Origin of the sequence: Olsenella sp. An285 (genome assembly GCF_002159625.1) — a bacterium.
Lineage (GTDB): Bacteria > Actinomycetota > Coriobacteriia > Coriobacteriales > Atopobiaceae > Thermophilibacter > Thermophilibacter avicola.
The window spans coordinates 124,979-142,825 of sequence record NZ_NFIZ01000006.1; the positions used below are offsets into that span (position 1 = coordinate 124,979).

The following is a 17,847-nucleotide window of genomic DNA, read 5'->3' on the forward strand; positions in this document are numbered from 1 at the left end:
TTCCGTGCCCTGGCCGATAATACGACGACGCTCTCCGAGGACTTTGTGCCCCAGCTGCCGATCTCATGACGCTCTGCCCCGCACCGGAACAAAGGAGAAGCTCGCGCGAAGTGAGGCCGAGCAAGACAGACGGGAGAACCGATGGACCTCGAGGAAGTCAGACGTCGAATGACCGACGGGCGCCTCTATGCCTGCAACATCCCGGAGCTCTTTGAGGAGCAGGCACGATGCCGCGATCTTCTGGATGTCTACAACCGCCTACCGTTCGGCAGCATGGCAGAGCGAGACGAGCTGCTCGCGCGGATGGTTGCCGAGGCGGGCGAGGGCTGCATGATCGAGCCCCCGCTCCGCGCCAACTGGGGCGGGGCAAACCTGCACCTGGGCAATCGCGTGTACGCCAACATGGGGCTCACGCTCGTGGACGACGCCGCCATCTATATCGGGGACGATGTGATGATTGGTCCCAACGTGACCATCTGCACGGGGACGCATCCCGTCTCGCCGCGTCTGAGGGCGATGCAGGCGCAGTACAACAAGCCCGTGCGCATCTGCGCGGGCGCATGGATTGGCGCCGGGTGCGTGCTGCTCCCGGGCGTGACCGTGGGCGAGGGTTCGGTTGTGGGCGCCGGAAGCGTGGTCACGCGCGACGTTCCCGCCGTGGTGGTGGCAGCCGGGAACCCGTGCCGCATCCTGCGCGCGATTGACGAGAAGGACGACCGCTCGTACGACCACGGCAAGGCGGCCGAGGGGCTCTGGTTCGATGAGTGACGCGGATGTCCGGCGAGACGTCGCGGTTGCCGGGCGCTCCCTCGAGCGCGCCGAGAAGAGCCGACATACCGCGGCCGGCGCGCATGACCCTACGGCGACGCCGTACTTCGTGCTGGAGGACCTCCTCGGCGCGGTGGGCCTCTCCGAGGGCTCGCATCTGCTGGACGTCGGCTGCGGCGCCGGGCGCGTGCTCGCGTACTTTGTGGAAGCCGGGCTGCCCGGGCGCGTGACGGGCGTTGAGCTGGACGCTTGGCTCGCGGCGGACGCTGCCGCATGGTCCGCGCGCTACGAGCGCGTGAACGTGGTGGCGGGCAGCGCGCTCGACCTGCCGCTCGCGGGATACACGCACGTCTACCTCTTCAACCCCTTTGACACTCCGGTGCTCGAGGCCTTCCTTGACAGGCTCGAGCGTGAGGCGGCTCGCCCCGTGACGCTCGTGCACATGTCCGACAACGGCGAGTGGCTCGCCTACCTGGGGCGCACTGGTTGGACCGTCCTTCGCGAGGGTTTCTTCGACCTGCCGGGGGAGACGGGTGACTGCCCGCAGCACTACACCGTCCGCCGCCTGCACAAAACGGGACGTGCCTGAAACGTGCAGAAAGTTGCACGTTTCAGGCACGTCCCTTTTTAGGCAACCCTCTTGTCGTCAAATTGGCGTTGAGGGCGCACGTTCTTCTCGGCTGCTATGCTTAGCTGCGGATATTCACCCTGTCAACGCCGCGCAAGGGGGACCAATGCTCAAGGACAACGCCATCTGGATGGGCGTGGGCGCCGAGCCCGAGAACAAGCCCGTAAGCCTTCTGCTCGACCAGGCCAACCGCCACGGCCTCATCGCCGGCGCATCCGGCACGGGCAAGACTGTGACGCTCAAGGTCATGGCGGAGGGCTTCTCCAAGGCGGGCGTCCCCGTCTTCATGGCCGACGTTAAGGGCGACATCACCGGTATGTGCGCCCCCGGCGAGGACACCGAGGACATGCAGAAGCGCATCAAGAAGTTCGGCCTCGAGGGCTTCACCTACGAGGGCTGCCCCGTGCGCCTGTGGGACATGCTCGGTGGTCAGGGCATTCCCGTGCGCATCACGATCTCTGGCATGGGCCCCTCGCTCCTCTCGCGCCTGCTCGGGCTCACCGAGGTCCAGGAGGGCGTGCTCGACATCGTCTTTCGTATTGCGGACGACAAGAACCTCCTGCTCATTGGCCTCAAGGACCTGCGCTCGATGCTCAACTACGTGGCGGAGAACGCCAGGGAGTACGAGACCACCTACGGCAAGGTCTCCGGCCAGTCCGTGGGCGCCATCCTGCGCAAGCTCATCTCCATCGAGGACGAGGGCGGCGACGTCTTCTTTGGCGAGCCGGCGCTCGACCTCTCCGAGTGGTTCGCGTGTGCGCCCAACGGCCAGGGCTACGTGAACGTCCTCAACGCCGCCAAGCTCATCCAGAGCCCGCAAATCTACGCGATGTTCCTGCTCTGGATGCTCTCCGAGCTCTTTGACACCCTGCCCGAGGCCGGCGACCTGGACAAGCCCAAGTTCGCCTTCTTCTTTGACGAGGCGCACCTGCTCTTCAACGACATGCCGGGCGAGCTGCTCGACAAGATCGTGCAGGTCGTGAAGCTCATCCGCTCCAAGGGCGTGGGCGTCTACTTCATCACGCAGAGCCCGAGCGACATCCCTGACGAGGTGCTCGCCCAGCTCTCCAACCGCGTGCAGCACGGCCTGCGCGCCTACACGCCGGCCGAGCAGAAGGCCGTGCGCGCCGCGGCCGAGTCCTTCCGCGAGAACCCCGCGTTCAAGAGCGAGGACGTCATCCTGGAGCTGGGCACCGGCGAGGCGCTGGTGAGCTTCCTCAACGAGGACGGCCAACCCGAGGTTGTGGAGCGCGCCAAGATCCTGCCGCCGCAGTGCCTCATGGCCGCGGCGCCGGAGTCCGACCTCAAGGCCGCGCTTGACGCCCAGGCAGACCTCATGGCCAAGTACGGCGATGCTGTCGATCGTGAGAGCGCCTTCGAGCAGCTGGAGGAGGAGGCCGAGAAGGACGAGGAGGCTGAGCGCCTTGCCGAGGAGCGTGCCGCCCTCGAGAAGGAGCGCGCCGAGCTCGAGAAGCTGAGGGCGAAGGAGGCCGCCAAGGCCGAGCGAGAGGCGGAGAAGGCAGCCGAGCGTGAGGCCCGCGCGCGAGAGAAGCAGCAGGAGCAGATGATGAAGGGCCTCGGCAAGATCGCCGGCCAGATCTTTGGCACCTTTGGCCGCGAGGCCACGCGCCAGATCACCCGCAACCTCTTCGGCGGTCGCCGCCGCTAGGCTGGACGTGACAGGGGGATGGGGTAGGCTGACAAACTACCCGTCCCCTTTGTCGGCCTACCCCGTCAGCGCTACGCTCGGCGCTTGAGGTCGCGCTCGCGCATCTCGCTCACCTCGGAGATGACCCAGAATGCCGCAGGGTCCACGTCGGTAATCATCTCGCGGATGGCCCAGAGCTTGCGTCGGGGTATCACGCTGAGCAGCGCCCGGCCTTCCTGGCGCGTGTAGCCCTGCTCGACGGGTATCACGGTGACGCCCGCATCCTGCTCGCCCATGATCTTCTCGCGAATCCTTTCGTGCTCGGAGGAGAAAATGAGCAGCTGGACCTGCGAGCGGCCCATGACCATGACCCGGTTCATCACGATGGTGAGCAGCGTGAGGGAGAGCACGCCCAGGAGCGTTTGCTCGAAGTTGGAGAAGGGGATCTGCCCCGCTATGACGCAGGCGTCGATCGACCAGAGCAGCGCCGAGACGCTGGCGTGCAGGTATTTGTGCGCAACAAGGGCGATGACGTCGCTGCCGCCCGTCGAGCCGCCCGCGCGCAGGATGAGCCCGGCGCCCGCGCCCATGAGAGCTCCGGCGCAGACGGCGGCGAGCATGGGTTCCTGGGTGAGCTGGTCGAGGGGGAGCGTCTCGAGGACGGACATGGCAAGCGGGTAGGCGATCGTGCTGAAGATGGTCGACGCCGCGAACGAGCGTCCCAGGAAGGCCGCGCCCAGCAGGAAGAGCGCGACGTTGATGACAAACACCACGAGCGACAGGGGCAGGGGAGCGGCGTGCGTGACTATCAGCGCGATGCCGGTCGACCCTCCGAGCACGAGCCCGTGCGGAACGATGAAGCAGGTGACGGCAAGCGCCACGAGCAGGTTGCCGAGCGCCAGCGACGCCACCTTGATCAGCTTGTGCGACATGACTCTCCGTAACATGACAAAGGGACTGTCCCTTTGTCATGTTATCCATTCGCGGAGGAGGGAGCGATAGCGATCGGCATAGCGGCTGCCGCGCTGCCAGATGAGGCTGAAGTCGTGCTCGACGGCAAAGTCTGCCGGCGTGACGTCTGCCAGCGCTCCGCGCGCAAGCTCCGCCTCCGCCGCGACGCGGTACATGAAGCTCACGCCCGCGCCGGCGGCAACGCACGCCTTGATCGTGGGGATGCTCGCGAGCTCGATGGCGCCGGCGAAGTCGTCGACTGAGAGGTCGCGCGCCGCAAGGTGTCGCTCCAGGATCTCGCGCGTGCCCGAGCCCGGCTCGCGAAGAACGAGCCGCTGGTCGAGAAGGTAGGTGATGCTCGCGGTCTGCTCTCCGGAGGCGGCGACTGCCAGGTATGGCTCGCGCGAGAAGATCGCGCTCTCGAAGGCCCCACGGTCGAAATAGCCCTCCACCAGGGCGAAGTCAATCTCCCCGGCATCTATGAGCGCAACCAGCTCGGCCGTGTTGCCCGTCCGCATGAGGACGTGCTCGCCCGGGTGCCGCACGAGATGGCGAGCCAGCAGCCGCGGCGCCACGTAGTCCGCGATGGTTCTCGTGCAGCCGAGGCGCAGGGGCGGGCGCGCGTCCTTCTCGCCCCGCAGGGAGTCGAGCTCGGCGCGCAGCCGCGCCTCGTCGTTTCTCTCTGCGTCGAGCGCCTGGTAGAGCAGACGCCCGGCATCGGTGGGCTCCACGCCGCGGCCGGTCTTGGAGAAGAGGGTGCAGCCGTAGTGCGCCTCGAGCTGTCTGATGTGCTGCGACACTGCGGGCTGGGTGACGTGCAGCTCCTCCGCCGCTCTCGTGAAGCTGCCGGCGCGGACCACGGCAAGAAACGTGTGCGCGCGATAGTCCAGCATACGGCCTCCTAAAGCAAAGAATTGCTTATGAAGACATAAGCAATAGGTGGGAATCAATTATAACCGCTGGAAGTAGGCTATATCTCGTCGAAACAAGCGAGGAGAGGACGTCTGCGCATGGAGCTTATCAAGGACTTTGGAAAGACGTGGAGGGGCGTGCTGTTTGCGCTGGTCATCGCCGTGCCGGCATGGCTTCTGGGCAAGCAGTTCGAGGTCGTGGGAGGCCCGGTCTTCGCCATCCTCCTGGGCATGGTGCTCGCCTTGCTGGTGCCGGCCGAGAAGGGCGAGCCGCTTGCCGCCGGCATCAAGTTCACGTCCAAGAAGGTGCTTCAGTACGCCGTCATTCTGCTGGGCTTTGGCCTCAACCTGGCGCAGATCGCGCAGGTGGGCATGACGTCGCTGCCCATCATCGTCTCCACCATCGCCACCTCGCTCGTGGTGTCCTTCGTGCTGTGCCGGGCACTCAACATCCCGGGAAAGATCTCCACGCTCATTGGCGTGGGATCCTCCATCTGCGGTGGGTCGGCCATCGCGGCCACGGCGCCCGTGATCGAGGCGGACGACGAGGAGATCGCCCAGGCCATCAGCGTGATCTTCCTCTTCAACGTGATCGCCGCGCTCGTGTTCCCCACGCTCGGCGGGGCGCTGGGGCTCACGAACGAGGGCTTCGGGCTCTTTGCGGGCACCGCGGTGAACGACACCTCCTCCGTCACCGCCGCCGCTGCCGCCTGGGACGGCATGCACCCCGGCGCCAACACGCTCGACTCCGCCACCATCGTGAAGCTCACGCGCACGCTGGCCATCATCCCCATCACGTTGGCGCTGGCGTTCTGGCAGGTGCGTCAGGCCCGCCGCGCGGGCGGGGAGGCCAAGAGCACCTTCAGCCTGCGTCGCGCCTTTCCGTTCTTCATCGTGTTCTTTGTGCTGGCGAGCGTCGTGACCACTGTCTTTGCGCTGCCTGCTGCCGTGACCGCCCCCATCAAGGAGCTCTCCAAGTTCTTCATCGTCATGGCCATGGCGGCGATCGGCTTCAACACCAACATCGTCAAGCTCGTGCGTACGGGCGGCAAGCCCATCCTCATGGGCCTCTGCTGCTGGGTCGCCATCGCATGTGTGAGCCTGGGCATGCAGCACGTCCTCGGCATCTGGTAGCTCTGTTAATTGGGGACAGTCCCCAATTAACAGATGCTCTCCGCCCAGGCGCGAAGCTCCTCTGCGCCGGGGTTGCCGTTGAGCATCCTGCCCTCGAGGACCGTGGCACCCGGTGCGAGCGTTGCCATGCGCTGCGGCGCCTTACCAAGGCCGCTGCTGCCGCTCGTGGCAAACGGAATGATGGTCTTGCCGGAGAAGTCGTACGCCTCGAGGAAGGTGTCCACGATGCGCGGCTCTACGTACCACCAGATGGGAAAGCCCACGAAGACGGTGTCGTAGGCCGCCATGTTCTCCACGCTTCCTACGACGGCGGGGCGGCACGACTCGTCGTCCATCTCGTGCGAGCTGCGGCTGTCCTTGTCACGCCAGTCCAGGTCCGCGGCAGTGTAGGGCTGCTCGGGCATGATTTCGAAGAGGTCGGCGCCAATTGCCCTGGCCAGCTCGTCTGCAACACGAGCCGTGGTCCCGGTGGCGGAGAAGTACGCGACAAGCTTGCTCATGGTGGGCTCCTTTTGGTTGGCAATCAGATTCGTATCGTTAGTGTAGCTCCTCGATTCTCTCGAGCTAAATAAATAACAAATCGTCACCAAAGTATTACAGAGAGGACGAGCCTCGTATCGCCGCTGGGGCAGCGCGGGTCTCGAGAGAGGTATGGGGATGCAAAAACTGCCTTCGGGCCTGTGGTTCCGAGTGATGGATGCAAAACTTGCCTTCGGGTCGGTGGAAATCCGCCGCATTCGGACAAATCGACAGAAATCAGTAAAGTCTTTTATATTTCCAACTGGGATAACGGCGTTCCGCCCTTAATCAACAAGCGAAAAACCACCGGCCCGAAGGCCAGTTTTGCATTTGGACTATAAAGTCACTGGCCCGAACGGCACTTTTGCAGAAAGAGCCGGGCAGGACGAGCTCGGCTATCACCGCTCCGCGCGACGGGGCTCTCTATCGCGTCATGAAGAAGAGCACAACGTTGCTCAGGAGCGAGAGCACCGGCGTGAGGAAGCACAAAAGCGTGCCGGTGACGGAGCAGAGCATGCCGATGGCCGTGGTGAGACTCTTTCGATAGTCCGCCTTCTTGGCCTTCCGCGCGAGTACGATGCCCGCAATACCCACAAAGCCCCCGATGACCTGTAGCCAGATGAACGGCGTGAATGCAGTGGCAAGGGCAACGACGCCAAGAACGATGGACACGATGTCCATGGGAACCTCCCCAGGGGTGTGAGAACGATGCCACCCATCATACGCCAAGTTGGCGAGGTTCGGCTCTGATGGCAAACTCGTGCACCCTCCCGTCTCGGTGCGGCTGTAGCTGCAATCACCATGTTTCTGCGGACACGGTCCGGCTCCAAAGCAGCCGATTTTGTCCGCAGAAACATGGTGATTGCGGGTGCGGGGCGTCAGGGGCGCGCCATGCCTCTCGGGTGGCGCTATCCCTCGTAGTCGTGGAGCACGGCCTCGATGTTGTTGCCCTCGGGATCCAGCACGAAGCATGCGTAGTAGCCGGGGTGGTAGTCGCGCGGGCCGGGGACGCCGTTGTCCGTACCGCCGTCAAGGGCGGCCTCGTAGAACGCCTGAACGTCGGCCGTGGTCTTGGCTCGCCAGGCGTAGTGGCTCGGCGACGGGGCCACGCCCTCCTTGGCGGGGGAGATCCAGACGGAGTCGCCGTCCTCGTCGTTGGCAAACTGCGTGCCGCCGGGGTACTCGACGCCCTTGTGGTAGCCGAGCGTTGCCATCACGCGCTCGTAGTAGGGGACCATGACCTCGGGGTCGGACACGCGGATGATCAGGTGGTCGAGCATGGGGTCTCCCTTCGTCGGATGGCAGGCTGACTACATAACAGATGATGCCGTCGGCGTTGTCACGGCCTTGTCGGTGAGCGGCGGGACCTGGCTGTTACCCGCTACTCCGACATGGCGAGAAGAACGTTGAGGTAGAACACATCATTCTCCATACCGGCGTGCAGGGAACCTCCGTAGCGCTCCGCGATGAGCCTCATGGAGTGCATGTCAAAGCCGTGGTTGATTGGGCCGCATTCAGCACCCGGGCCACTGGAAGCAGGACTGAGGACTTCGGGTTATTCCTTCCCTTCCGTAGAGACCGGGTCGCGCCTTTCTCCCGCGGTCCGGTCTCGCCCCGTCTGGCGCCGGAGTGCGCCGAGGCGTTGCGCTTTGGAGGGCCGGGGTATGCGTGGCGACAGGCGCATTGCGAGTATTCGAGCCAGGGCAGAGAAGGACGGTCCGGGCTGTTCCCCCCGGATGCCCTTGCCCTGCGTTTTGCCACTTTGGCGGGCGGCCCGCGTGCCCTGGCTCCGATTAATTCAACGCCGATGCTGGCCCGCGTGCCCTGGCTCCACAACCCGCAACGCCCGCCGCGCCCGTGCGTGCCCTGGCTCCGATTCCCGCAACGCCCGCCGTGCCCGCGCGTGCCCTTGCCTCAGTTTAGCCAACGCGCCGCAGCTCATACCCATCGTGCGACCTGTGGAGAGGTTCTGGTTCCGGCTGCAGGCCGCGAATAATGCCACCAAACAGATGGTATTTACATTAAAGGTAGCCGCCCCCCGAACACGAAACGAGGGACATGAAGTATTGGAGCATCTCCGCCGCTAGAACCATCGAAGAACTCTCCTCAAATCCAGACTATGGGCTCAACAAGCAGCAGGTGAGCGACCTCATCGCTGCGCACGGACCCAACGAGTACCAGCAGTCAAAGCCAGAGTCGCTGCCCTCCATGGTGCTCAGGCAGTTCAAGGACGTCGCCAACCTCATACTCCTTCTCGCCGCCGGGCTCTCGCTCGCGCTGGCGGTGCGCGAGGGCCACGGCTACGTGGAGCCCATCGTCATCCTGGCGGTCATCGCCATGAACGTCATCCTGGCCGTGACGCAGGAGCGCGGCGCCGAGCGCGCCCTCGAGGCCCTGCGCGACCTCAACAGCCCCACCTGCCTCGTGCTGCGCGACGGCGCGCGCACGGAGGTGGAGACCTCGGCCGTGGTGCCCGGCGACGTCGTTCTTCTCAAGACCGGCGACCTCGTGCCGGCGGATGCGCGCCTCATCGAGGCGACAGGCCTTGCGGTGGACGAGTCCTCGCTCACCGGCGAGTCCGAACCGGCGGAGAAGGACGCAGACGTCCTCACCGAGGAGGACGCCCCCGTGGGCGACCGCGTGAACATGGTCTTCTCAGGTTGTCTCGTCACGGCGGGCAACGCGCGCGCCGTGGTCACCGCCACGGGCATGCAGACCGAGATGGGGCGCATCGCGTCGTTCCTGAACGATGCCCAGAAGATTCAGACGCCGCTGCAGCGCAGGCTCGCGCGCGTGGTGCATGGGGTGAGCGCGGTGGCCGTGCTCGCTGCCGTGGCGCTGCTTGCAACGGGCCTTCAGCAGGGCGAGGAGTTCTGGGCCATGATGCTCGCCGCGGTCTCCCTGGCTGTGGCGGCCGTGCCGGAGACTCTGCAGCTCATCGTCACCCTCACGCTCACGCGCGGCGTGCGCAACATGGCACAGAGGCACGCCCTCATCCGCAAGCTCCCTGCGGTGGAGACGCTGGGCTCGACCTCGGTCATCTGCTCGGACAAGACGGGCACGCTCACGCAGAATCGCATGAGCGTGCGCCGCACCTGGGTGCCGGGTGCGCCTGCCGTCGAGGTGGGGGAGCGCACGGAGGACCCGCGGGCGCTAGTTCTTCTCCGCCGCCTTGCCCTTGCCAGCAACGCCACCGTGGAGCCGGACGGCGAGGGTGGCGAGAAGATCGTGGGCGACGCCACGGAGACCGCCATCGTGCGTCTGCTCTCCGCCTCCGGCGAGACGCGCGAGGCGCTGCTTGCCGAGCTCCCGCGCGCGGGCGAGGTTCCCTTCTCGTCTGCCCGCAAGATGATGACGAGCGTGCACGCGCTGCCGGACGGCCGCTTTCTCGTGCTCACCAAGGGAGCCTTCGACCGGCTGCCCTTTGCGGCGGCCGGTGCCGAGGAGCTCGCGGAGCGCCAGGCGGCGCACGACTCCTTCGCCCACGACGCGCTGCGCGTGATCGCCCTGGGCAGCCGCGTGGTGGACGACCTCCCGTCAGACGGCGACCTCGAGGCCCTGGAGCACGACCTCTCCTTCGAGGGCATCGTGGGTCTCATAGACCCGCCGCGCCCGGAGGCAGCCGAGGCCATCGCGCTCGCGCGGCGCGCGGGCGTGCGCACCGTCATGATCACGGGAGACCACGCCGCCACGGCCGGCGCCATCGCGCAGCAGCTGGGGCTCATTCGCGCCGGCGCCCCCGTGGTCACGGGTCGTCAGCTCGCGGCGATGACGGACGAGGAGCTCGTGGAGAACGTGCGCTCGTACTCCGTCTACGCTCGCGTCTCCCCGGAGGACAAGATCCGCATCGTGGAGGCGTGGCAGGAACAGGGCGAGGTCGTGGCCATGACGGGCGACGGCGTGAACGACGCCCCGGCCCTCAAGGCGGCGGACGTGGGCGTTGCCATGGGCCGCTCCGGCACCGAGGTCGCCAAGGCAGCGGCGGACATGGTCCTCACGGATGACAACTTCGCCACCATCGTCTCGGCGGTGCGCGAGGGGCGCAACGTCTTCTCCAACATCAAGCGGACCGTCTACTTCCTCCTGGCTTGCAACCTCTCGGAGATCGCCGTCATGCTGGGCGCCCAGCTCATGGGCTGGGGCACGCCGCTCACTCCCGTGATGCTGCTGCTCATCAACGTGCTGGGCGACGGCATCCCCGGCCTCAACCTCGCCAATGACGTGAGTGACGAGCGCATCATGTCGCGCCGGCCCATCGGCCGCACGGAGAGCTTCTTCTCTGGCATCACGCGCGTCATCGCGCTGCAGACCACGGCGTTTGCGGCGGTGGGACTGCTCGCGTTCTGGCTGGGCACCTTCGCGTGGCTGCCGGGCGGGGAGGGGCCGTCGCTCGCCGCGGGACAGACCATGTGCTTCCTCGTGGTGGCGTTCACCAGCGTGCTGCACGTCTTCACGGTGCGCACACGCGGCTCGGTCTTCCGCCGCACGGTGCGCGACAACATGCCGCTCGTGTGGAGCGCGCTCGGGGTGATCGCGGCCTTCTCGGCGCTCGTGCTGGTGGAGCCCGTGGGCGCGGTCTTTGGCCTGGCTCCCATCGGGCCCTTCAGCTGGGCGTGCGCGCTCGCGCTCTCCGTGGTGCCCACCCTCGTGGCCGAGGCGTTCAAGCTCTGGGACAACCGGCACGAGACCTGGCTCTACCGCCGTCGCCTCGTGCACCACGAGAACCGCGGCGAGGAGTAGGCACCATCGCGCCCGCTCGCGCCACGTGGCGCTGCGAAAAGCCGGGCCAGGGCAGGGCGGGTGCCCTCGGGCGTTGCGGATAACCGGGCCAGGGCAGGGCGGTCGTCTCCGGGCGCTGCGAAAAACCTAGACATGGCACAGGGCGAGAAGAACCATCGAGGTTCTTCTCGCCCGTTGTTTCGATAAACGTGGCTGTGGCACGGGTCGCCCGTATCCGGCCGTGCCACAGCCACGAAAAGTGCGACGCCGCGTCCACTAACCGTGCCACGGCCGCCAAAAGCGCAACGTGTCGGCTTCCGGCAGCTACCCTGCCAGGCCGCTCACCACGCTCGCGAGCGCGATAACCACGCCCACGATGGACTCGCCGCCGAGCACGCCGGAGGCGACCATGATGCCTCGCTCCTCCGCGCCCTCGGAGTCGTCCCCGCGCGCGGAGACGCGGTCGTAGACCCACTTGACACCCGCGCCGATCGCAGCCGTCAGGGACATGTAGAACGGCAGGTAGACGCCGAGGCCAAACATCATGGCCGGCAGTCCCGCCCAGTAGAGCGCAATGCCGCCCAGAAGCCCGATTACAAAGCCGGGGACGCTCGGGATGCCGGAGACCATCGTGGCCACCACGCTCGCCTGGGCAGAGACGAACATCTGCCCCGAGCCAAACGCCCCCGGCCCGTACGCGGAGAAGAGCGTGACCAGCACGGCCACGGCAACCACGGTGCCCAGGAGGGCGCCGATGGCCTGGCCCACCCACATGGCGCGCGGGCTCGTGCCGATGATCGCGCCGGTCTTGAAGTCGCTCATAACGTCACCGGCAAGTCCGCACGCCACGGCCACCACGCCGGCCACGTAGAAGAGCTGCACCTGGCTCGCGCTGGAGAACGCCGCCACGGCCAGCAGCACGATGAGGCCGAAGATCTCCATCGGGTCGATGCCGGTCTGGCCCACGGACTGCGCGCTCATGATGGTGGTCACAAAGGCCAGGAGCACCACCGCCACCGCCACGACCGGGCCCAGGCCCAGGCCGATGCACACGAGCAGCGCCGCGGCCGCCACCATGAGGGCAAGGGTGCCGCGCTCGAGCCTGCCCCAGCCGTGGCCGGCATCCGCATCGTCGCTCTTCTCGTTGGCAGACGCGCCGCGTCCGCGCAGGACGCTTGCCGCGTGCGGAAGGATGTCCTTCAGCACCACGCCCACGCCGGAGCCCATCATGAGACCCATGCCCAGGCTGGAGACGATGCCCTGTGCGGTGGCCACGTCGCAGAGACCCGCCGCGGGGGCGCCCACGATGATGCCGAAGTTGCCCACGAGCGCCCCCAGGAACCAGAACGCCACGGCAAACCCGCCCACGAGAAAGCCCACGGCGAGCATCTGCGGGGAGTTGTAGATGCCAAAGCTCACGCCCGGAATCGGCAGCTGCGCCAGCAGCGTGGGCATGAGGCCCAGCGCGTCGCGCGCCACGCACCAGAGACCGGCCAGGCCCATGGAGCCAAAGAGGCGCCGTCCGGTCACGCCGCCCGTCTGGGTGGCCATCAGGGTCTCCGCCGCGGCGGTGCCGATGGGGTACTCGAGGTCGGACTCGTCAACGAAGCGCCGGCGGATCGCGGCGGTGCACACGAGGCCCAGCAGCGTGCCCGCGAGCGCCACGACGAGCATCTCGACCCAGCTGACCTCGTCGGCGAGGCCGAGCATCCAGATACCGGGGATGGTGAAGGCAAGGCCGCCGGCCACCATGGAGCCGGCCGACATCACGATCTGCGTGACGTTGGCCTCGTTGAGGCTGCGACGCCCGAAGGCCCGCAGCAGGAACAGCGCGACGATGGAGGTGAAGATGGTCGGCCACGGCAGCGCGCCCATCTTGAGGGCGGTGTAGACCGAGGAGGCCGTGATGATGACGCAGCCAATGCACCCGATGGCAATGCCAGCGGGGCTCAGCTGCCCGCGCCACGAGGCGCGCGAGCCAGCAGTGCTCATATGTTCTCCTTCGAATATCCGCTCCCCCTGGCGGGGAGTCGGGTTTCTGTGGACTGGTACAGTATAGAGATCCCTCCAACGGGGGCGGTCGAGAATTTGGAGGACGCATGACGCACGCCGAGAAGAGCGCGGGCGAGAAGAACCTGCTGGCAGTTGACGTGGGAAACACCACCACACGCCTCGGGCTCTTTGCGGATGGCGAGCTCGTTGGCACCTGGGAGCTCACCACGCGCGAGCGCCTCACCGCGGACGAGGCGCGCATGCAGCTCGCGCAGGCGCTCCCCATGATGGGGGAGGCTGCCCCGGAGGCCGCCATCCTCGCCTGCGTGGTGCCCACGCTCGCGGACGTCTGGAGCCGCGCGCTCACCGCCACCTGCGGCGGTCGCCCGCTCGTGGTGGGGCCCGGCCTCAAGACGGGCGTGCGCATGCGCTACGACGACCCCTCCGAGGTGGGTGCCGACCGCGTGGCGGACGTCGTGGCGGCACGCGAGGCGTATGGCGCCCCGGTGGTCGTGGTTGACCTGGGGACCACCACCAACTTCGAGGTCATAGACGCCGACGGCGCCTTTGCCGGCGGCATCATCGCGCCGGGCGTGGCCCTTGGCGCGCGCTCGCTCTCTGCCGCCGCGGCGCGCCTGCCCGTGATCGAGCTTCGCGCCCCGCGCGCGGTCATCGGCCGCAACACGCGAGCGGCCATGCAGTCCGGCGTGGTCCTGGGCGAGGTCGCGCGCATCGACGGGCTTCTCGACGCCATCGCGGCCGAGCTGGGGTGCGAGCCGCGGGTGGTGGTGACCGGGGACGGTGCCGCCGCGATGGCAGGCCTCATCCGCCACGAGGCGCTCGTGGACGACTCGCTCACGCTGCGCGGGCTCTGGCACCTCTGGCGCGCCAATCGGCGCGGCTGACGGGGGCAGCATGGCCGGCAAGGTGACGCTCAGGGACATCGCGCGCGAGGTGGGACTCTCCACCACCGCGGTCTCGCTCGTGCTCAACGACCGCCCGTGCAAGATCTCCGAGGAGAGCCGTCGCCGCATCAAGGAGGTGGCGCGCCGCAAGCGCTACATCCCCAACCAGATCGCGCGAAGCCTCGTGACCAGGCGCTCCCAGACCGTGGGGCTCGTGGTGCCCAACATCGAGAGCCGGTTCTTCTCGTCACTCGCGCGCCGGCTTGAGCTGGGCTGCCGCGAGCGGGGCTACGTGCTGCTCATCACCAACTCCGACGAGTCCTCCGAGAACGACTCCGAGCTCGTGGGCCTCCTTGCCAACCGCGGCGTGGACGGCCTCTTTGTTGTGGCGTCCACGGGGGCGGAGGAGCGCGGCCCCCTTGCGTCCACGCTCGAGGGCCTGCCCGTCCCGTACGTGATGGTGGACCGCCTGATTCCCGGCCTCACGGGGGACAAGGTGGCCTTCAACAACGAGGCGGGCGGCTACCTGGCGTGCCGCTACCTCCTGGACGCGGGGCACCGGCGCATAGCGTGCCTGCTCAACACGGCGTCGAACACCGGTCGGGAGCGGCGCGTGGGCTACGAGCGAGCGCTGCGCGAGCGCGGGATAGAGCCCGACCCGGCACTGGTCTTCCCGTGCGCCTACTACATCCCGGAGGCCTACGAGGTGGTGGCCCGGGTGCTGGCCACGGACGTCACGGCGGTCTTCGCGGGCAGCGACAACATCGCCCTTGGCCTGCTCAAGCGCCTGTACGAGCGCGGGCTGCGCGTCCCGCGCGACTACTCCGTGGTGAGCTACGACAACTCGGCGGCGGACGTGCTCTTTGAGCCGGCGCTCACCTCCATCGAGCAGAACGTGGACGAGCTCGCCGCGGCGGCGCTCGACCTGCTGTTCCGGAGGATGGGGGAGAGCGAGGAGGGGGAGCTCGGCACCCCCGAGGAGCACATCCTCATGCCCCGTCTGGTGATTAAGAGCAGCGTGAGGACGCTCGGCGAGGACGTCGCGTAGCCCGATTCGCCTCACGTTCTACTAAATCGTTCAACAAGACGAAATTCTCTAGATAGTAAAACGTTTTACCCAATATACTGCAATCAAACGGAAACAGACGGGCCCGATGGGCGGGCCCGCGCGGGAGAAAGGGCATGGCATGGCAAACCCCGTCATCGGCACTCCGTGGAAGAAGCTCAACGGTCCCGTCTCCGAGGAGGAGCTCAAGGGCGTCGACCGCTACTGGCGCGCCGCGAACTACCTCTCCGTGGGCCAGATCTACCTCCGCTCCAACCCGCTCATGAAGGAAGGGTTCAGCCGTGAGGACGTCAAGCACCGCCTCGTGGGCCACTGGGGCACCACGCCGGGCATCAACTTCCTCTTTGGCCACGTCAACCGCCTCATCGCCGACCACCAGCAGAACGCCATCTTCCTGATGGGCCCCGGCCACGGCGGCCCTGCCGGCACCGCGCAGTCGCTTCTCGACGGCACCTACCGTGAGGTCCGCCCGGACATCACGGACGACGAGGCCGGCCTCCAGAAGTTCTTCCGCCAGTTCTCCTACCCCGGCGGCATCCCCAGCCACTACGCGCCCGAGACCCCCGGCTCCATCCACGAGGGCGGCGAGCTCGGCTACACGCTCTCCCACGCCTATGGCGCCGTGCTCGACAACCCGAGCCTGCTCGCAGTTGCCGTGGTGGGCGACGGCGAGGCCGAGACCGGCCCGCTCGCCACGTCCTGGCAGACCAACAAGTTCATGGACCCGCTCACCGACGGCATCGTCCTGCCGATCCTGCACCTCAACGGCTACAAGATCGCCAACCCCACCATCCTCGCCCGCATCTCCGACGCCGAGCGCGACGAGTTCTTCCGCGGCATGGGCTATCACCCGTACAACTTCGTCGCCGGCTTTGACAACGAGGACCACTCCTCCATCCACCGTCGCTTCGCGGCGCTGCTCGAGGCCGTCTTCGACGAGATCTGCGACATCAAGGCTCGCGTGGCCGCCGGCGAGGCGTCCCGCCCGTTCTACCCGATGATCGTCTTCCGCACCCCCAAGGGCTGGACCTGCCCCAAGGAGATCGACGGCAAGAAGACCGAGGGCTCCTGGCGCGCGCACCAGGTGCCGCTGGCCTCTGCCCGCGACACCGAGGAGCACTTCCAGGTCCTCAAGGGCTGGATGGAGTCCTACAAGCCCGAGGAGCTCTTCGACGAGTCCGGCGCCATCCGTCCCGAGGTGAACGACTGGATGCCCAAGGGCGACCTGCGCATCGGCGCCAACCCCAACGCCAACGGCGGCGTCATCCGCAACGAGCTCGCGCTTCCCGACGCCCGCAAGTACGAGGTGCCGGTTGCCGAGAAGGGCCACGGCTTCGGTTCCGTCGAGGCCACGCGCGTCCTGGGCGAGTACACGGCCGAGCTCATCAACAACAACCGCGACGCCTTCCGCATCTTTGGCCCGGACGAGACGGCCTCCAACCGCCTGCAGCCGTCCTACCAGGTGACGGACAAGCAGTGGTTCGGCGAGGGCACCTATGACGACCCCGCCAACGACGAGCACCTCTCCCCGGTGGGCAACATCATCGAGCAGCTCTCCGAGCACCAGTGCGAGGGTCTGCTCGAGGGCTACATCCTCACCGGCCGCAACGGCCTCTGGAGCTCCTACGAGTCCTTCGTGCACATCGTCGACTCCATGGTCAACCAGCACTGCAAGTGGCTCGAGGCCACCGTGCGCCACATCGACTGGCGCAAGCCCATCTCCGGCCTCAACATGCTGCTCTCCAGCCACGTCTGGCGCCAGGACCACAACGGCTTCTCCCACCAGGACCCCGGCTTCGTTGACGTTCTTCTCAACAAGAACTTCAACAACGACCACGTGGTGAACATCTACTACCCGGCCGACGCCAACCTGCTGCTGGCTGTTGCCGAGCGCGCCTACACCTCCACCAACTGCGTGAACGCCATCTTCGCCGGCAAGCAGCCCGCCCCGTCCTGGGTCACCCTCGACGAGGCCCGCGAGGAGCTCGAGGTCGGCGCTGCCGAGTGGACGTGGGCGTCCAACACCGCCGAGGGCGAGGAGCCTGACATCGTGCTCGCCTGCTGCGGCGACGTTCCTACCGGCGAGGCCATGGCCGCCCTCGACATGCTCGACAAGCTCGGCGTGAAGGTGCGCCTGGTGAACGTCCTCGACCTGCTCAAGATCCAGAACGTCTCCGAGAACGACGCCGCCATGTCCGACGAGAAGTTCGTCGAGCTCTTCACCGCGGACAAGCCCGTCCTCTTTGCGTTCCACGCGTACCCCGGCACGATTCGCCGCCTCATCTGGGACCGTCCGAACCACGACAACTTCAACGTCCACGGCTATCAGGAGCAGGGCTCCACGACCACGCCGTACGACATGGTCCGCGTGAACGACATGGACCGCTGGGCCCTCGCCGCCGACGCCCTGCGCATGATCGACGCGGACAAGTGGTCCGAGCAGATCGCCGAGTGGGAGCGCTTCCGCGTCGACGCGTTCCAGTTCGCGGTCGACAACGGCTACGACCACCCCGCCTTCACCGACTGGAAGTGGCGTGACGCCTCCGACGCCGGCGAGGACATCTCCGCCACGCAGATGACCGCTGGTGACAACGAGTAACGTGTAA

General features: G+C 66.9%; 15 protein-coding genes. 8 read left to right on the top strand and 7 right to left on the bottom strand.

The annotated features are described in order from the left end of the window. Positions 1–141 precede the first annotated feature (141 nt). The 3 genes from B5F79_RS05825 to B5F79_RS05835 all read left to right on the top strand — a co-directional run bounded on the left by B5F79_RS05825 (position 142) and on the right by B5F79_RS05835 (position 3,065). Positions 142–768, top strand: coding sequence for a sugar O-acetyltransferase (locus B5F79_RS05825; protein WP_087218707.1), 627 nt, complete (start codon positions 142–144; stop codon positions 766–768). Next, on the top strand, positions 761–1,357 hold the full coding sequence (locus B5F79_RS05830) for a class I SAM-dependent methyltransferase (RefSeq protein WP_087218710.1): 597 nt from the start codon (positions 761–763) through the stop codon (positions 1,355–1,357). The genes B5F79_RS05825 and B5F79_RS05830 overlap by 8 nt, the downstream gene beginning before the upstream one ends. 145 nt (positions 1,358–1,502) lie before the next feature. Then, entirely contained in the window at positions 1,503–3,065 is a 1,563-nt protein-coding gene (locus B5F79_RS05835) for a helicase HerA-like domain-containing protein (RefSeq protein WP_087218713.1), read from the top strand. A gap of 71 nt (positions 3,066–3,136) precedes the next feature. On the opposite strand, the gene B5F79_RS05840 is transcribed toward B5F79_RS05835, so the two are convergent. After that, complete coding sequence (locus B5F79_RS05840; RefSeq protein ID WP_158094849.1) at positions 3,137–3,976, bottom strand: YitT family protein; 840 nt, start codon at positions 3,974–3,976, stop codon at positions 3,137–3,139. A gap of 36 nt (positions 3,977–4,012) precedes the next feature. After that, the gene (locus B5F79_RS05845; RefSeq protein WP_087218719.1) at positions 4,013–4,888 is read right to left on the bottom strand and encodes a LysR family transcriptional regulator; all 876 of its coding nucleotides are present in this window, start codon (positions 4,886–4,888) and stop codon (positions 4,013–4,015) included. A 117-nt stretch (positions 4,889–5,005) separates the two neighbouring features. On the opposite strand from B5F79_RS05845, the gene B5F79_RS05850 reads away from it, so the two are divergent. Further along, positions 5,006–6,040, top strand: coding sequence for a YeiH family protein (locus tag B5F79_RS05850; protein ID WP_087218721.1), 1,035 nt, complete (start codon positions 5,006–5,008; stop codon positions 6,038–6,040). Positions 6,041–6,066: 26 nt separating this feature from the next. Here B5F79_RS05850 and B5F79_RS05855 read toward each other — a convergent pair whose 3' ends face one another. From B5F79_RS05855 to B5F79_RS11275, 4 genes are all read right to left on the bottom strand, one after another. Next, the gene (locus B5F79_RS05855; protein ID WP_087218724.1) at positions 6,067–6,540 is read right to left on the bottom strand and encodes a flavodoxin; all 474 of its coding nucleotides are present in this window, start codon (positions 6,538–6,540) and stop codon (positions 6,067–6,069) included. A gap of 442 nt (positions 6,541–6,982) precedes the next feature. Next, positions 6,983–7,240, bottom strand: a complete 258-nt coding sequence (locus tag B5F79_RS05860) for a hypothetical protein (protein ID WP_087218727.1) — start codon at positions 7,238–7,240, stop codon at positions 6,983–6,985. 227 nt (positions 7,241–7,467) lie between these two features. Next, entirely contained in the window at positions 7,468–7,839 is a 372-nt protein-coding gene (locus B5F79_RS05865; RefSeq protein WP_087218730.1) for a VOC family protein, read from the bottom strand. Between the two features lie 101 nt (positions 7,840–7,940). Continuing rightward, entirely contained in the window at positions 7,941–8,045 is a 105-nt protein-coding gene (locus B5F79_RS11275) for an ATP-binding protein (RefSeq protein WP_143786251.1), read from the bottom strand. 572 nt (positions 8,046–8,617) lie between these two features. Between B5F79_RS11275 and B5F79_RS05870 the strand changes: the two genes are divergently transcribed. After that, entirely contained in the window at positions 8,618–11,299 is a 2,682-nt protein-coding gene (locus B5F79_RS05870; RefSeq protein WP_087218732.1) for a cation-translocating P-type ATPase, read from the top strand. 303 nt (positions 11,300–11,602) lie between these two features. Here the strand turns inward: B5F79_RS05870 and B5F79_RS05875 are convergent, their stop codons facing one another. Then, the gene (locus B5F79_RS05875) at positions 11,603–13,270 is read right to left on the bottom strand and encodes an OPT/YSL family transporter (protein WP_087218735.1); all 1,668 of its coding nucleotides are present in this window, start codon (positions 13,268–13,270) and stop codon (positions 11,603–11,605) included. Positions 13,271–13,377: 107 nt separating this feature from the next. On the opposite strand from B5F79_RS05875, the gene B5F79_RS05880 reads away from it, so the two are divergent. From B5F79_RS05880 to B5F79_RS05890, 3 genes are all read left to right on the top strand, one after another. Further along, complete coding sequence (locus B5F79_RS05880) at positions 13,378–14,175, top strand: type III pantothenate kinase (protein WP_087218737.1); 798 nt, start codon at positions 13,378–13,380, stop codon at positions 14,173–14,175. 10 nt (positions 14,176–14,185) lie between these two features. Further along, positions 14,186–15,223 (top strand): LacI family DNA-binding transcriptional regulator, encoded by a 1,038-nt coding sequence (locus B5F79_RS05885; RefSeq protein ID WP_087218740.1) that lies wholly within the window; start codon positions 14,186–14,188, stop codon positions 15,221–15,223. Between the two features lie 139 nt (positions 15,224–15,362). Beyond that, complete coding sequence (locus tag B5F79_RS05890) at positions 15,363–17,840, top strand: phosphoketolase (RefSeq protein ID WP_087218743.1); 2,478 nt, start codon at positions 15,363–15,365, stop codon at positions 17,838–17,840. Positions 17,841–17,847 lie beyond the last annotated feature (7 nt).

Bases quoted from the DNA above. Each gene is read 5' to 3' on its own strand.
- B5F79_RS05825 (WP_087218707.1), top strand. From the start codon at position 142: ATGGACCTCGAGGAAGTCAGACGTCGAATGACCGACGGGCGCCTCTAT.
- B5F79_RS05830 (WP_087218710.1), top strand. From the start codon at position 761: ATGAGTGACGCGGATGTCCGGCGAGACGTCGCGGTTGCCGGGCGCTCC.
- B5F79_RS05835 (WP_087218713.1), top strand. From the start codon at position 1,503: ATGCTCAAGGACAACGCCATCTGGATGGGCGTGGGCGCCGAGCCCGAG.
- B5F79_RS05840 (WP_158094849.1), bottom strand. From the start codon at position 3,976: ATGTCGCACAAGCTGATCAAGGTGGCGTCGCTGGCGCTCGGCAACCTG.
- B5F79_RS05845 (WP_087218719.1), bottom strand. From the start codon at position 4,888: ATGCTGGACTATCGCGCGCACACGTTTCTTGCCGTGGTCCGCGCCGGC.
- B5F79_RS05850 (WP_087218721.1), top strand. From the start codon at position 5,006: ATGGAGCTTATCAAGGACTTTGGAAAGACGTGGAGGGGCGTGCTGTTT.
- B5F79_RS05855 (WP_087218724.1), bottom strand. From the start codon at position 6,540: ATGAGCAAGCTTGTCGCGTACTTCTCCGCCACCGGGACCACGGCTCGT.
- B5F79_RS05860 (WP_087218727.1), bottom strand. From the start codon at position 7,240: ATGGACATCGTGTCCATCGTTCTTGGCGTCGTTGCCCTTGCCACTGCA.
- B5F79_RS05865 (WP_087218730.1), bottom strand. From the start codon at position 7,839: ATGCTCGACCACCTGATCATCCGCGTGTCCGACCCCGAGGTCATGGTC.
- B5F79_RS11275 (WP_143786251.1), bottom strand. From the start codon at position 8,045: ATGCACTCCATGAGGCTCATCGCGGAGCGCTACGGAGGTTCCCTGCAC.
- B5F79_RS05870 (WP_087218732.1), top strand. From the start codon at position 8,618: ATGAAGTATTGGAGCATCTCCGCCGCTAGAACCATCGAAGAACTCTCC.
- B5F79_RS05875 (WP_087218735.1), bottom strand. From the start codon at position 13,270: ATGAGCACTGCTGGCTCGCGCGCCTCGTGGCGCGGGCAGCTGAGCCCC.
- B5F79_RS05880 (WP_087218737.1), top strand. From the start codon at position 13,378: ATGACGCACGCCGAGAAGAGCGCGGGCGAGAAGAACCTGCTGGCAGTT.
- B5F79_RS05885 (WP_087218740.1), top strand. From the start codon at position 14,186: ATGGCCGGCAAGGTGACGCTCAGGGACATCGCGCGCGAGGTGGGACTC.
- B5F79_RS05890 (WP_087218743.1), top strand. From the start codon at position 15,363: ATGGCAAACCCCGTCATCGGCACTCCGTGGAAGAAGCTCAACGGTCCC.